The sequence below is a fragment of the Pseudomonas capsici genome (assembly GCF_017165765.1).
GTDB classification, from domain to species: Bacteria; Pseudomonadota; Gammaproteobacteria; order Pseudomonadales; family Pseudomonadaceae; genus Aquipseudomonas; species Aquipseudomonas capsici.
This window is the reverse complement of the sequence record NZ_JAFGZD010000001.1, coordinates 400,781-415,434: the sequence shown is the minus strand read 5'-3', so window position 1 is coordinate 415,434 and position 14,654 is coordinate 400,781. Positions and strand designations below refer to the sequence as shown.

At 58.5% G+C, this 14,654-nt stretch carries 16 protein-coding genes; 7 read left to right on the top strand and 9 right to left on the bottom strand.

Annotated elements, in window-relative coordinates:
* Positions 1–90: 90 nt before the first annotated feature.
* Positions 91–513, bottom strand: coding sequence for a winged helix-turn-helix transcriptional regulator (locus JSY17_RS01805; RefSeq protein WP_117180830.1), 423 nt, complete (start codon positions 511–513; stop codon positions 91–93).
* Positions 514–609: 96 nt separating this feature from the next.
* On the opposite strand from JSY17_RS01805, the gene JSY17_RS01800 reads away from it, so the two are divergent.
* From JSY17_RS01800 to JSY17_RS01775, 6 genes are all read left to right on the top strand, one after another.
* Positions 610–1,467 carry an SDR family oxidoreductase gene (locus JSY17_RS01800; RefSeq protein WP_206401231.1) on the top strand — a complete coding sequence of 286 codons (858 nt, stop codon included), beginning with the start codon at positions 610–612 and terminating at the stop codon, positions 1,465–1,467.
* 97 nt (positions 1,468–1,564) lie between these two features.
* Positions 1,565–1,864 (top strand): RcnB family protein, encoded by a 300-nt coding sequence (locus tag JSY17_RS01795; RefSeq protein ID WP_117180832.1) that lies wholly within the window; start codon positions 1,565–1,567, stop codon positions 1,862–1,864.
* A 71-nt stretch (positions 1,865–1,935) separates the two neighbouring features.
* Complete coding sequence (locus JSY17_RS01790) at positions 1,936–2,232, top strand: RcnB family protein (RefSeq protein ID WP_206401230.1); 297 nt, start codon at positions 1,936–1,938, stop codon at positions 2,230–2,232.
* Between the two features lie 189 nt (positions 2,233–2,421).
* Positions 2,422–2,895, top strand: coding sequence for a DUF3828 domain-containing protein (locus tag JSY17_RS01785; protein WP_122371304.1), 474 nt, complete (start codon positions 2,422–2,424; stop codon positions 2,893–2,895).
* 70 nt (positions 2,896–2,965) lie between these two features.
* The gene (locus tag JSY17_RS01780; protein WP_206401228.1) at positions 2,966–3,160 is read left to right on the top strand and encodes a hypothetical protein; all 195 of its coding nucleotides are present in this window, start codon (positions 2,966–2,968) and stop codon (positions 3,158–3,160) included.
* Between the two features lie 112 nt (positions 3,161–3,272).
* Entirely contained in the window at positions 3,273–3,491 is a 219-nt protein-coding gene (locus JSY17_RS01775; RefSeq protein WP_117165110.1) for a hypothetical protein, read from the top strand.
* Here the strand turns inward: JSY17_RS01775 and JSY17_RS01770 are convergent.
* The 3 genes from JSY17_RS01770 to norR all read right to left on the bottom strand — a co-directional run bounded on the left by JSY17_RS01770 (position 3,463) and on the right by norR (position 6,932).
* A complete protein-coding gene (locus JSY17_RS01770) occupies positions 3,463–4,935 on the bottom strand; it encodes an MFS transporter (protein ID WP_206401227.1) in 1,473 nt (490 codons plus the stop codon). The genes JSY17_RS01775 and JSY17_RS01770 overlap by 29 nt on opposite strands.
* Positions 4,936–5,031: 96 nt before the next feature.
* Entirely contained in the window at positions 5,032–5,256 is a 225-nt protein-coding gene (locus tag JSY17_RS01765; RefSeq protein WP_117180836.1) for a DUF6555 family protein, read from the bottom strand.
* 125 nt (positions 5,257–5,381) lie between these two features.
* On the bottom strand, positions 5,382–6,932 hold the full coding sequence (norR, locus tag JSY17_RS01760) for a nitric oxide reductase transcriptional regulator NorR (RefSeq protein WP_206401226.1): 1,551 nt from the start codon (positions 6,930–6,932) through the stop codon (positions 5,382–5,384).
* 668 nt (positions 6,933–7,600) lie between these two features.
* On the opposite strand from norR, the gene JSY17_RS01755 reads away from it, so the two are divergent.
* Positions 7,601–8,638, top strand: a complete 1,038-nt coding sequence (locus JSY17_RS01755) for an LLM class flavin-dependent oxidoreductase (protein ID WP_117180838.1) — start codon at positions 7,601–7,603, stop codon at positions 8,636–8,638.
* A gap of 127 nt (positions 8,639–8,765) precedes the next feature.
* Here JSY17_RS01755 and JSY17_RS01750 read toward each other — a convergent pair whose 3' ends face one another.
* The 5 genes from JSY17_RS01750 to glnT form a co-directional block, all read right to left on the bottom strand.
* Positions 8,766–10,091, bottom strand: a complete 1,326-nt coding sequence (locus JSY17_RS01750; RefSeq protein WP_206401224.1) for an ammonium transporter — start codon at positions 10,089–10,091, stop codon at positions 8,766–8,768.
* A 147-nt stretch (positions 10,092–10,238) separates the two neighbouring features.
* A complete protein-coding gene (locus JSY17_RS01745; RefSeq protein WP_117165115.1) occupies positions 10,239–11,561 on the bottom strand; it encodes an FMN-binding glutamate synthase family protein in 1,323 nt (440 codons plus the stop codon).
* Positions 11,562–11,576: 15 nt separating this feature from the next.
* Positions 11,577–12,260: a GltB/FmdC/FwdC-like GXGXG domain-containing protein gene (locus JSY17_RS01740; RefSeq protein WP_117165116.1), complete on the bottom strand. Its 684-nt coding sequence runs from the start codon at positions 12,258–12,260 to the stop codon at positions 11,577–11,579.
* Between the two features lie 11 nt (positions 12,261–12,271).
* On the bottom strand, positions 12,272–13,177 hold the full coding sequence (locus tag JSY17_RS01735) for a class II glutamine amidotransferase (protein WP_206401223.1): 906 nt from the start codon (positions 13,175–13,177) through the stop codon (positions 12,272–12,274).
* Positions 13,178–13,312: 135 nt separating this feature from the next.
* Positions 13,313–14,647, bottom strand: a complete 1,335-nt coding sequence (glnT, locus tag JSY17_RS01730) for a type III glutamate--ammonia ligase (RefSeq protein WP_122371291.1) — start codon at positions 14,645–14,647, stop codon at positions 13,313–13,315.
* Positions 14,648–14,654 lie beyond the last annotated feature (7 nt).

Genomic DNA, 14,654 nt, shown 5'->3' with positions numbered 1-14,654 from the left:
TAAGTAAATATTTCGGCGCGCACGATACCAAGAAGTTGAGGGTTGCAGGGGATTGTCTGCCGAGAGGAAGCAGGACGCCCCATGAAAAAACTACTCCAGCAACGGTTCACCGGACACTTCACGGGCCTGCATGATGCGAGGCATGTTGCCTTCTATCCAGCGGGCCATGGTCTCGACCTGCAGGGCTATTTCTTCCCCCATGGGAGTAAGGCGATATTCGACATGAGGCGGCACCACCGGCAGTGACTTGCGATCGACAAAGCCATCGTATTCCAGATTCTGCAGGGTCTGAGCGAGCATTTTTTCGCTGACGCCTCCGATCTTGCGGCGGATCTCGCTGAAGCGATGCGTGCCATCGCGCAGCACCACCAGAACCAGTACCCCCCAGCGGCTGCACACATGGCTGAGCACACTGCGTGATGGACACTCGGCGGCCATGAGTTCCCCCTGACGCCCTGCGGCAGTGCTCGATATTTCGGAGTTTGATCCGGGCCCACTCAAGAGATGGCTCATATACCTACCTTTTTGTTAGTACTTACGAAAGGTTAGCTTGAAGATTATGCTGGCCTTTCACTTCAATTCAATTCAATGAGCATAAAGGTCCCACTCATGATCGTCGTCACAGGTGCTACCGGCCAGCTTGGCCGCCTCGTCATTGAACAACTGCTCAAGCGCGTTCCGTCTTCACAAATCGTCGCAGCCGTGCGCAGCCCGGAAAAAGCGGCCGACCTCGCCGCGCTGGGCGTGCAGATCCGCCATGCGGACTACTCGCAGCCTTCTACCCTCGACGGTGCGCTGACTGGCGCACAGAAGGTGCTGCTGATTTCGTCCAGCGAAGTGGGCCAACGCCTGCCCCAGCACCAGGCCGTGATCGACGCCGCCAAACGTGCCGATGTCAAATTGCTAGCCTACACCAGCGTTCTTCATGCCGATACGTCTGTATTGGGTCTGGCACAAGAACACATCGAAACCGAAAGCGCATTGCGCGACAGCGGTGTACCCAGCGTTATTCTGCGCAACGGCTGGTACCACGAAAACTACACCGCAGGCATCCCTGCCGCCCTGGGCCTCGGTTCGGTCTATGGCTGCGCGGGCGATGGCCGCATCAGTTCGGCAGCCCGCCAGGACTATGCAGAAGCGGCCGCAGTGGTCCTGACTTCAAGCGAGAACCAGGCAGGTCGCATCTACGAACTGGCGGGCGATGAGTCCTACACCCTGACCGACTTCGCCGCGCAGGTATCGCAGCAGAGCGGGAAAAGCCTGCCTTACGTAAACCTCCCGCAGGCCGATTATCAAGGTGCACTGGAAAAAGCCGGTTTGCCACAGCCGATTGCCCATCTGCTGGCCGACTCCGACAGCGGCGCATCCAGAGGCGCGCTTTACGATGACAGCCACCAGCTCAGTACTCTGATAGGCCGCGCCACCACACCGGTGTCGGTGAGCATTGCCGCTGCACTGGCTGGATAATCAAGGACATCATATCCAATCGAATGTTTTGCAGTGACCAGGGTCCCAGTCTATGCAACCGGCATAAAGCCATTGATCAATAGACTGGGAGTCTGACATGAACAGCAAATCGTTGATCGCCTGCATGACCCTGCTGGGCTGCTTTTCCTTGACCACCCTGCCTGTACAGGCGGAGCAGAAAGTCGAAGAGTCCGCAGACAACATGCATGAGCTGGAGCTGGGCTCACGGGCACCGCAGAAATTCCAGCGTACCGAAGCCGCCATCACCGACTGGAAAAGCAAAGGCCTTGCCGAACCCGCCAAAGAGAGCCAGTGGGTGCGGATCAATGACAAATATGTCCGCGTGCAGATCACCAATGGGCAGATCGTCGATATCGTTCCTGTCTCGAAGAAGTAACCTGTCGAATGATTTGCAATGTGAAAGCTCCCGGTGCATAAAACCACCATTCAACGGATCGGGATCCCGACATGAACAGCAAATCATCGATCGCCTGCATGGCACTGCTGGGCTGCTTCGCCATCACTACCCTGCCCGCCCAGGCGGCACAACAGGTAGAAGCACCCAGCACCACCTACCAGGAACTGGATGTCGGCTCACTGGTGCCACAACGATTCCAGAGTTCCAAGGCCGCCATGAGCGACTGGAAAGACAAGGGCCTCAAGTCGCCAGGCACCAATAGCCAGTGGGTACGCATCCAGGATAAATACGTACATGTGCAGATCAGCACCGGCAAGATTCTGGAGATTGTCGAAGCACCGAGATGAAACGGTCAGAACAAAGGCCCTCAGGCTTGAGGGCCTTTGACCGGGAAGGATATGAAGGCTTGACCTGGTAGCTCCGCCCTCTGCCCTCTCTGAGCAGCCAAAAATATTGCTTTTTCCCGCGCTTGGCCTCCAAATGTGTGTCATCAGCGTTACATCTTCATCGACTACCCATTTGCCGAGTCTCGCTCCATGTCCAGATCTCTTGCCATCGTTCTTGCCGCCTGTGTATTTTCCAGCGCCGTTCAGGCCGCCTGCCCTGCGGGTACTCCGGTCGATACGGCACGCTGGATCTACACCAATCACCATGATTTCTATATCAGTGGCAAAGGTGGACCGGAGTATCTGTCCAAGAACCTGCTGGCCTTGCTGAAGAAGGACTGGAGTTGCCAGCAGCCTGGCGATCAGTGTGCGATCAGCGCCGATCCTTGGACCGGAACCCAGGATAACGAGGTGATCCAGGCGACCGAGTGGAAGCTGGTGTCCAGCTCCGATAAACAGGCAGTGGTCGAGATGGTTTATCCGCTGGGCGCGAGCACCCAGAGCACTCGTCTGCTGCTGGCCAGGAATCCGGGGGGCCAATGCTGGGTGCTGGACAACCTCCAGGGACCGGACGACGTGTCGCTGGTACAGACCCTGCAGGATTTCCCCTACGAGGGAGACTGAGTCGGACTGCGACTTGAAATAACGGCCCGCTATCGGTATCAAAGACATTTGCCCCCAAAGAGCGAGAACCATGAACACCTTTGAGCAATCGATTATTGAAGCCGCGCAGGACGCCACGCCCAATAACACCGATGCCGAGCGCGCCGCAGCCAAGGCAGGCGCCATTGAAGCCGTCGCGCAGATCATGTCTACCACCAGCGGCCTGGAGCGCACCCGTGCACTGGCTCAATTGCTGGATTCGTATTCGGAATCCGACGAGCCGTAAGTTTTCGGAAAATAAACTCAAGCACAGTGCCATCATTGCCGATATAAAGATCACAATCCAAAGGACAGGGCTCAATCAAACCATTGGCACGCAACTGCCGGAGTAAACGCTGGTGCAAATCGAACCACTGAAAGACATTCAGGAGTATTTGCAAAGGACAGCGAACGATCTGGAGCAGGTGTCAAGGAACCTGGCAGGCCATGTCATGTACCTGCAGCACACCTTCCGCCCGACCGAAATGCAGGAAGTCAGCGCCAAGATCGAAGGCTTGCAGGCTTCGGTCCAGGATTTGCGTGGCGTCGTCAGGCTGATCGATCAGACCGCTCCCTGACCTGAGACAAAGGTCGGGCAACCTCCTCCAGCGATTTGCGCTCGGCTGCCGCGCCCCAGATGGCCTGTACCAGAGCGGCGATCATCATCAGGCCAGCCCCGATCAGATAACCGATCAGCACATTGTCGCGGTTCCGGGTTTCGATCAACTGGCCGAACAGTGTCGGGCCGATAATGCCTCCCAGGCCTGTGCCAAAGGCATAGAACACCGCAATGGCCAGGGCACGAATTTCCAGCGGGAAGGTTTCCGACACCGTCAGATAGGCAGAGCTGGCAGCGGCCGAAGCAAAAAAGAAGATCACCATCCAGGCAATGGCCTGCTGCCTGACATCCAGCAGCCCCTGTGCGAACAGATAGCCACTGATGGTCAGCAACACACCGGCAATCGCGTAGGTGAAGCTGATCATGATCCGCCGCCCGATGACATCGAACAGTCGTCCCAGCAGCAGTGGCCCGCAGAAATTACCCAGCGCCAGGGGCAACACATACCAACCCACCTGTGCTGACGGGACGCCATAGAACTCGGTAAGCACCAGAGCGTAGGTAAAGAAAATCGCGTTGTAGAAAAAGGCCTGGGCCGTCAACAGGGTCATCCCGACCAGTGAGCGCTGACGGAAAGTCACCAGCAGGGTCCGGGCAATCTCCCCCAGCGGCGTGTGATCGCGGGCCTGCAGACGCAGCGGTGGGCCTTGCGGCTCGGACAACACATGCCCCTGACGACGCATATCGGCTTCGATCTGCTCGACGATGTGTCTGGCCTCCTCCGGCCGGTCATGAATCAGCAGCCAGCGCGGGCTTTCCGGCAACCAGAGGCGCATCAGCAGGATCAACAGCCCGAGAACGGCACCGATGCCGAAACACAGCCGCCAGCCCAGTTCACCGCCCAGCCACTGCGGGTCCAGCAACAGAATCGAACCACCCGCCCCCAGGGCTGCGCCCAGCCAGAACGTCCCGTTGATACTCAGGTCTACCCAGCCCCGGTAGCGCGCGGGAGTGAACTCCTGAATGGTCGAATTGATGGCAGTGTATTCACCGCCAATGCCCATGCCGGTCAAAAAGCGAAACAGCAGGAAGCTCCACAGGTTGAATGAAAACGCCGTGGCGGCTGTGGCCCCCACATACAGCAGCAGCGTGATGAAAAACAGCTTGCGACGCCCGAGACGATCGGTCAGCCAGCCGAAGAACAACGCCCCCAGCACCGCACCAGCGATATACACCGCACCTGCCAGGCCGATATCGCTGTTGGAGAGGTTGAGAACCGGGCTGTCTTTCAGAGCGCCCGCCACGGAGCCGGCCAGGGTCACTTCCAGACCGTCAAGCAGCCAGGTGATCCCCAGAGCCATGACCAGCAGAGTATGAAAACGGCCCCACGGCAGCCGATCCAGTCGCGCAGGCAGATCCGTTTCGAAGACACGCCCTTGCTGGAATGGCTCAGTGCTCTTCATGACCGGCTTCACTCAAGAAATTCAGGAGTCGGAAGGAGCGCATCAGGCTGGTTCGGAACCGGCCCGATGCAGCATTAACGTCAACTAAGCGGGTTATCAGGCTTTTACCCACTCCACATTGGTAATACCAAAATGTTCAGCATGTGGTTTCGTTACACGGGGTACTTTCTCCAGTCGGTATTTGGGAATACGAGCCAGACCGGCGTCAACACTTGCGTAGTGCCAGGCCTCGGCGTTGTCCATATTATCGGCACGAATATAAAAACTTTTGAACGTTCCGTTTAATAAGTAATCGATGCGGTAGTGCTTGGGCAGTGCCATTATTAGGCTATACCTCTTGTGTTGTGACTATGGACTAGAGATGACACAACACCGCGCCAAAAAATTCATTCTTTTTTAATAACAGGCGACCAGTGAGCCAATATCGTCTGACATCAGGACAATATTCAGCGAACTCCCAAACGTTTGCCAAGACGACTCAAGTTAGCCCGGTCCACCGATAATTCCCTCGCCACCTCGGCCCATTTGCCTTGATGCCGCTCCAGAGCGTCGACAATCAATGCGCGCTGATAAGCGTCCACAGCCTCCTTGAGGCCCTGCCCTGCGGCAATCGCCAGACCAGCGTTCGGCACATTAAGCATCGGTGTGGCTGGCACTTGATCATCGAGCCCCAGGGCATGGGCTTCGATGGTCAGGATACGCGGCCTGTCCGGGTGGGAGGACAAGGCCTTGAGAACCGCACGGCTGATCAAGTGTTCCAGTTCACGCACATTGCCGGGCCATGTATGGGCAAGCAGCAGCTTCTGGGCCTCGGCGTTGAGTCGCAGACTGCGCAAGCCCATGCGCATGCGGTTTTCTTCCAGAAAGAAACCGGCCAGCAGCAACACATCGCGCCCCCGCTCGCGCAGAGGCGGCACATGCAGGGGATAGACGCTCAGCCGATGATAGAGATCGGCGCGAAAACGCCCTGATCGGACTTCCTCGGCCAGATCCCGGTTGGTGGCTGCGATGATGCGCACATCCACATGATGCTCGTGATCCGAGCCCACCCGCTGCAACTGGCCGCTCTGCAGTACGCGCAGCAATTTTGACTGCACAGGCAGCGGCAACTCGCCGACCTCATCCAGAAAAAGCGTGCCTCCGTCAGCCAGCTCGAACTTGCCGCTACGGCCATTGACCGCGCCGGAGAACGCACCCTTGACGTGCCCGAACAGCTCGCTCTCCACCAGGGTTTCAGGCAAGGCCGCACAGTTGAGGCTGATCAAGGGCTTGTGCGCCCTGGAGGAATGCAGGTGGATCGACTCGGCAACCAGCTCCTTGCCGACCCCGGTTTCGCCGGTGACCAGCACCGTCAGCGGGCTGTTGCCGACCAGCTGGATTTCCTGCTGCATACGCTTGTGCACGGCACTCTGGCCGATCAGCTCACGGGGGGCGCGTCCGCCTGCTGCCCGCTTGTAGACCTCGGCCAGTTGTCGCTGCTCTTCATAGCTGCGGCCCAACTGGCTGATCCGGTCACTGGCCATGACCGTTGCGGCAGCAAGGCTGGCAAAGGCCTGCAGGTTCTCCAGGTCGACACTGCCGAAACTGGAAGGATCCAGCGAATCCAGCGTGATAAGCCCCCAGGGCTTGTCCTGAAAATACAGCGCGCATCCCAGGCAGTCATGGACCTCCAGTTGGCCATGCCCTTCCACCAGACCGTCATAAGGGTCAGGCAGGTCGCAATCCATGGAGAAACGCACCGGCCCCTGGCTTTCCAGCAGAATCCTGAGCCGGGGATGCTCCTGTACCCGGAACCGGCGTCCCAGCGTGTCAGGGCTCAAGCCATCGACCGCCAGCGGGATCAATACATCGTCCTCAAGCCTGAGCAAGGCCACGGCATCGCAAGGCAGCCATTGCCGCAAGGCATGCAGCAGGCGTCGGTAACGCTCTTCTTGAGGCAGCTCGCGGGTGAGGTCGGCCACCAGAGGCACCAGTGCCGACAGCAAGAGATTGGGCATTACGATTCCTGGATCATCACCGAAAACGAGTCATTATGACTTCATACAGCGACAATGCGACATTTATATTCCTTAACGGGACGCTCCGTTCATTTACAACTAACGTCTCGTGCAACGTACAACTGTTAATCAAATGAAGCAGATCGATGGATTTGCAAAGCCTGTTTTACCCGCGAACTCTCTGACACCGGCACGATGACGATAAAGGCCCGGACACTTTAATTTTGTTGAAGTGGTATCCGTTCACTTTCGTTCCATAGTGTTCACAAACATGAACAAAATATTCTCAATGCCCCCGTCCTTGAAGGACGAAACCTTGCTAGTTCCGATTTTAGTTATGGATCTTGAACGGCGTTTCATTAAATCAGGAGTTGCTTTGCCACTTTCGCTGTTTTCCTGTTTCTGGAACGAGTGACTCCACGAAACAAATCCTGATCGTCGGCTACAGCCGCCAGCACCATTGGCTGTGCCCGACGCAACGGCAGTCTGGCGGTGATTTCTTGCTCACCAAAAAAATACTTGCACATAAAGTATTACGGTATACCATCAGACAAAACGCGCTTCCCCCCACCACACGGCTAAGCTACATCACCACACAGCCTTGCGGCATACCAGAAAATATCGGCTCCAGCCTGCTGGGGCACCACGATTGAACCGAGGTGAGTGTCATGAAATTTTCGTTGTTCGTGCACATGGAACGCTGGGATGAGCAAGTCAGCCATCGTCAGTTGTTCGAGGACCTGACCGAACTGACGCTGCTGGCCGAAAAAGGCGGATTCAGTACCGTCTGGATCGGCGAACACCATGCAATGGAATACACCATTTCTCCAAGCCCCATGCCGCTGCTGGCCTATCTCGCCGCCAGAACCAGCACTATCCATCTGGGTGCAGGCACTATCATTGCTCCGTTCTGGCACCCGTTGCGGGTCGCTGGCGAATGCGCGCTGCTGGATGTCATCAGCAATGGGCGCATGGAAGTGGGCCTGGCTCGCGGTGCCTATCAGGTCGAGTTCGATCGCATGGCCGGTGGCATGCCCGCATCGGAAGGTGGCAAGGCTTTGCGCGAGATGGTTCCGGTGGTCAAGGCCCTGTGGCAAGGCGACTATGCACACGACGGCGATATCTGGAAATTCCCTACCTCCACCAGTGTGCCGAAACCGGTCAAGACGCCGCCGATGTGGATCGCTGCCCGCGACCCGGACTCTCACAACTTTGCGGTGCAGAACGGCTGCAACGTCATGGTCACGCCGCTGATGAAAGGCGACGAAGAAGTCCTGGACCTGAAGAACAAGTTCCAGGCCGCACTGGATAACAACCCAAGCGTCCCTCGCCCGCAACTGATGGTCCTGCGTCACACCCACGTCCATACCGCAGACGATCCCGAAGGCTGGAAAGTCGGCGCAACCGCGATCTCGAAGTTCTATCGCACCTTCGATGCCTGGTTCGGCAACAAACAGACACCGGTCAATGGCTTCCTGGCACCAAGCCCGGAAGAGAAATTCAAGGAGCGCCCGGAGTTCGAGCTGGAAAACATCCGCAAGAACACCATGATCGGCACTCCGGAAGAAATCATCCCGCGCATCCGCTACTACCAGGAGCTCGGGGTCGACGAGTTCAGCTTCTGGTGTGACAACAGCCTGTCACACGCCGAGAAGAAGAAATCGCTGGAACTGTTCATCAAGCACGTAGTGCCAGCGTTTCGTTGAAGCCGTCCGCAGGAGCGCGCTTGCCCTGGGCGCTCCTACCATGACACATCAGTTTCGTCTTGTTTGATAAGAGCGGATTTATCTGCGAAATGCTTTGCGAATGAATCCGCTCCTGCCTCAACTTCGTTCAATGGTTATAGGCACGTTCATTGTGCTCGGCCAGATCCAACCCCATCTCTTCCACCGACTCATGGGCACGCAGGCCGATCAGGGCATTGACGAGCTTGAGAATTCCCCAACTGACCACGAAGCAATAAACCGTGGTGAACAGCACACCCTTGATCTGTGCGATGACCTGCGCGCCCATGCTCACATCCGGCATCAGGCCACCCATCGACGGCACACAGAACACACCGGTCAACACCGCGCCGATCATGCCGCCCACACCGTGCAGGCCGAATACGTCCAGGCTGTCGTCATAGCCCAGGCGCTTCTTCAGAACGGTCACACTCAGGTAGCAGAACACGCCACACAGCAAGCCGATTGCCAGGGCTCCGCCGACACCGACATAGGCGCAAGCCGGAGTAATGCCCACCAGACCGGCCAATGCGCCACTGGCCAGGCCCAGTGCGCTGGGCTTGCCGACCTTGAACCACTCGGTAAACATCCAGCCCAGAATACCGGCGCACGCGCCTACCTGAGTGTTGAGCATGACAATGCCCGAGGTGCCGCTCAGGCCGCCGCCTGAACCGATGTTGAAACCGAACCAGCCGACCCACAGCATCGCCGCACCGACCATGGTCAGGCTCAGGTTGTGCGCAGGCATCGGCGTATTCTGATAGCCCTTGCGCTTGCCCAGTACGAGACAGGCCGCCAGTGCCGCAACGCCGGCATTGATGTGCACGGCCGTGCCACCCGCGAAATCCAGCACGCCCCAGTTATGCATCAAGGCCCCTGCTCCGCCCCAGACCATGTGCGCCACCGGCGCGTAGACCAGAGTGAACCAGATCGCCATGAACAGCAGCGCTGCCGAGAATTTCATGCGCTCGGCAAAAGCACCTGCGATCAGGGCTGGGGTAATGATTGCGAAAGTCATCTGAAAGGTCACGAATACGCCTTCGGGAATCTCGCCCACCAGACTGTCCGGTGTCATGCCCGCCAGAAAGACCCGGCTCAGACCGCCGACAAAACTGTTGAAGGTAACCTCGCCTTCAACCATGTTGCTGGTGTCGACCACCATGCTGTAGCCATAGATGATCCACAACACCCCCACCAGCCCCGCAATACCGAAACACTGGGTAAACAGCGAAAGCATGTTCTTGGCCCGCACCAGACCGCCATAAAACAGCGCAAGACCGGGCAGACACATGAACAGCACCAGCACGGCGGCGGTGATCATCCAGGCGGTACTGCCGGTGTTCAGCGTGGGAGTGTCTGCCGCCTGCGCCAGAGGCACACAGGAGGCGAGCGTCAGTAAAGCCAGAAGAGATTTTTCGGGTAGACGATTAACCATGTTCAAAGCTCCTGCAAATGAAGGGAAAGTGCCGGGCAGAAAGCAGAATGGTTGGAGACTGCGGGCCTTTGCGGCCTCTGTTATAGATGCAGGAGCGCGCTTGCCCGCGACCAAGCCGTCGTGGGCAAGCGCACTCCTGCAGGCCAATCAGTACTGCTGACCCGGAATCCAGCTGGTTCCGGCCAATGGCACTCGCGCCATGGCGGCAGACTCCACCGTCAGCGCCACCAGATCCTCGGGATCGAGGTTATGCAGGTGCGACTTGCCGCAGGCGCGGGCCATGGTCTGGGCTTCCAGCACCAGGACACGCAAGTAGTTTGCCAGCCGACGCCCACCCTCGACCGGATCCAGACGTTTGGACAGTTCCGGGTCCTGGGTCGTGATACCTGCCGGGTCGCGACCGTTTTGCCAGTCATCATAGAAACCGGCGGCCGAACCGATCTTCTTCAGTTCCTCGTCCAGTCTCGGATGGTTATCGCCCAGGGCAATCAGCGCCGCCGTACCAATGGCAACCGCATCGGCACCCAGCGCCATGGCCTTGGCCACGTCGGCACCGTTACGGATGCCTCCGGACACGATCAGTTGCACCTTGCGATGCATGCCCATTTCCTGCAAAGCCTGAACGGCCTGCGGAATGGCAGGCAGAATCGGGATACCCACGTGTTCGATGAACACTTCCTGAGTCGCCGCCGTTCCGCCCTGCATGCCATCGAGCACAATCACATCGGCACCGGCCTTGACCGCCAGCTTGACGTCGTAATACGGGCGGCTCGCACCGATCTTCACGTAGATCGGTTTTTCCCAGTCGGTGATTTCACGGATCTCGGCAATCTTGATCGCCAGATCGTCCGGGCCGGTCCAGTCCGGGTGACGACAGGCCGAACGCTGATCGACACCGATGGGCAGCGTCCGCATACCCGCAACACGCTCGGTGACTTTCATGCCCAGCAGCATGCCGCCACCACCCGGTTTGGCGCCCTGCCCCAGGACGATCTCGATGGCATCGGCCTTGCGCAGATCATCCGGGTTCATGCCGTAACGCGATGGCAGGTATTGGTAAACCAGGTGCTGGGACTGACCGCGCTCTTCCGGGGTCATGCCGCCGTCGCCGGTGGTGGTGCTGGTGCCCGCGATGGTCGCACCACGACCCAGTGCTTCCTTGGCATTGGCCGATAAGGCACCAAAGCTCATGCCCGCGATGGTCACCGGAATCTTCAGGTGGATCGGCTTCTTGGCGAAGCGATTGCCGAGGATGACATCGGTGCCGCACTTCTCGCGATAACCTTCCAGCGGGTAGCGGGAAACACTGGCACCGAGCAGCAGCAGGTCATCGAAATGCGGGAGCTTGCGCTTGGTGCCGCCGCCGCGAATGTCATAGATACCGGTTTCAGCGGCACGCTGGATTTCCTGAATGGTCAGGCGGTCGAAAGTCGCGGATTCGCGCAGGACTGGAGTTGCTTTGTCACTCATGATGATGCTCCTGGATCAGTACGCGGAGGCGTTATCGACTTTGAAGTTGTAGAGCTGACGGGCCGAGCCGTAGCGTTTGAAATCGGCGGCCTTTTCATTGAAGCCGGCACGATTGAGCAGCTCTTGCAGCTCTTCCAGATGCTCCGGCCGCATCTCCTTCTCGATGCAGTCGGAACCCAGCGACTCCACGCTGCCTTTGACGAAAATCTTCGTTTCGTACAGCGAGTCGCCCAGGGCATCGCCCGCATCGCCACACACCACCAGCCGACCGGCCTGGCCCATGAAGCAGCTCATGTGGCCGATGCTGCCGCCGACCACGATGTCGATCCCTTTCATGGAAATGCCACAACGGGCACCGGCATCACCTTCGATGACCAGCAAGCCGCCATGAGCCGTCGCGCCCGCGGCTTGTGAGGCGCTGCCCTTGACCCGCACATAGCCCGACATCATGTTTTCGGCGCACCCGACGCCGACGTTGCCGTGCACGGTGATCGAGGCCTTCTGGTTCATCCCCGCGCAGTAGTAACCGGCGTGCCCCTGGATATCCACGGACACCGCTTCGTTGACGCCGACCGCCAGGTTGTGCGCGCCATTGGGATGGGTGACGACCCACTCGCGTTCTTCGAGTTGTCTGACTTGGTCGTGCAGCGCCTGATTGAGCTCACGCACGCTGGCAGTGGAAAGATCGATGGTTTTCATGTGCGTGCTCCTTAAGCCGACTCGCGTTCCCAGATGTACATGGTGGCGGGAACAGGTTCCCAGACTTTGGCCTTCTCGATTCCCGGCAGGCTCGACAGCGCCTGATACTCCGAAGCCATGGCGACGTAATCGTCGGTCTCGGCGAGGATCGCCGGCTTGCAGGCAATCGGGTCGCGAATCACGGCAAAACCGTTGCGGGTGCCGATGGCAAAGGTGAAGAAGCCATCCAGTGCTTCAAGCGAACTGTCCAGCGCGGTCTTCAGCGAATCGCCCTGTTGCAGGCGCCAGGCCAGGTAACCGGCAGCGACTTCAGTGTCGTTCTCGGTGTCGAAGTTGATCCCTTCACGGCGCAGCTCCTGGCGCAGACGAAAGTGGTTGGACAGCGAGCCGTTGTGCACCAGGCACAGGTCCGCGCCAGTGGAAAACGGGTGGCTGCCTTCCATGGTCACGGCACTTTCAGTGGCCATGCGCGTATGACCGATGATGTGGCTGCCTTTCATGTTGCCCAGACCAAAACGCTCGGAAATCTCTTTCGGCAAGCCCATGCCCTTGAGGATTTCGATGCTCTTGCCCGCGCTCATGATGCGCACGCTCGGAGCCAGCTCGCCCAGTGCCGCACGCACGACAGCTTCCTCAGCCTGGATCTTCAGCACCACGGCGCTCGCATTCTGGAACCAGTCCAGAGACGCACCGAGCCGGCCTTCCAGCGCCGCGATCAGCGCCTTGAAGTCGTACCCTTCGGTGGTGGCCTGCAAGGTCAGCTTGACCCAGCCATCGGTCACTTCATCTCCATAAATGGCAAACCCCGCGCTGTCCGGCCCGCGGTCGGTCATGGCTTCGAGCATCGGCTCGAAGAGTTTGCCAAGCCGGGATTCCAGCGCCGGATTTTTCAGATACAAACCAACAATTCCGCACATAAAGGCAGCCTCACGTTGTTCGGCAGTGGCAAGCGGCAAGCTCTAAGCGGCAAGCTGACTGCGTGGATGACAAATTCTGTATTCACTCCAAACTGCTTTTTCTTGCAGCTTGCAGCTAAAAACCTGCAGCTGAGTTCAAAAGAACTCCGTATACCGTTTCACTTCCCAGTCGCTGACATGGCGGCTGTATTCCACCCACTCCATGCGCTTGAGCCTGATGAATTCGCCGACGATTTCGTTACCCAGCACTTCGGCGAACAACGGGTCGGCTTCCAGGGCGTCGCAGGCTTCCTTGAGAGACTGCGGCAGGGTCTTGATGCCCCGCGCAGCGATCTCTTCCAGGCTCAGCTTGTAGAGGTTTTCATTGCAGACCTGATCGACCTCCAGCTTGCGATCAATCCCGTCCAGACCTGCTGCGATGATCGCGGCGCTAACCAGATAAGGGTTGCAGCCGGCATCCGGCAGACGGAATTCGAGGCGGCCATAAGGCACGCGCACCATGGCCGAACGGTTGTTGGCGCCAAAGGCGATAAAGGCCGGTGCCCAGGTCGCGCCGGACAGTGAATTGCCTACCACCAGACGCTTGTAGGAATTGACCGTCGGTGCCGCGAAGGCACACAGCGCCGGGCCATGGGCCAGAAGACCGGCGGCAAAGTGATAAGCCATCTTCGACAGGCCCATGCCGCTCGGATCGCTGGCGTCATGGAACATGTTCTTGTTGGTCGCGCTGCTGATCGAGAGGTGGAAGTGCATGCCGTTACCGGCGCGCTTGGGATCGGGCTTGGGCATGAACGAGCAGATCATGCCCATGTCATTGGCGATCTCGCCGGCGGCCATGCGGAAAAAGGTGAAACGGTCCGCAGACTCCATGGCATCGCTGTAGGTGTAATTGATCTCGAACTGGCCGTTGGCGTCTTCGTGGTCGATCTGGTAGATGTCGAAACCTACGGGCTGCAAGGCTTCGGTCAGGCGCTCGAGAAACTCCCGGGAACGTGACAGGCCTTTGTAGTCATAACACGGCTTGTCGAGGCTATCGCTGTTATCCACCAGTTGCAGAGTGCCTGCCGCATCGCGCTTGAACAGGCTGAACTCTGGCTCCAGGCCGGTATTGAGGGTCCAGCCTCGCTGGCTGAGGCGCTCGACCTGCTGTTGCAGCACGTAACGGCTGTCATAAGGCCAGGGCTTGCCTTCGACGTGACCGATGCACACTACCCGGCCATAACCCGGCTGCCACGGCACCGGCGTCAGCGAAGAGAGATCGCCCTTGGCCATGAAATCCGGACCATGGGGCTCCATGCCCATGCCACAGATGGCGAAACCGGCAAAACCGGCGCCATCTTCGATCACCATCTCCAGGCCCGAGACAGGAACCGATTTGGTCTTGGAGGAGCCATGGATATCCACGAACTGAGCCAGCACATACTTGATGCCATGCTCCTCGATCAGACGCTGTGTTTCTGTTGGCAACATGAGACTT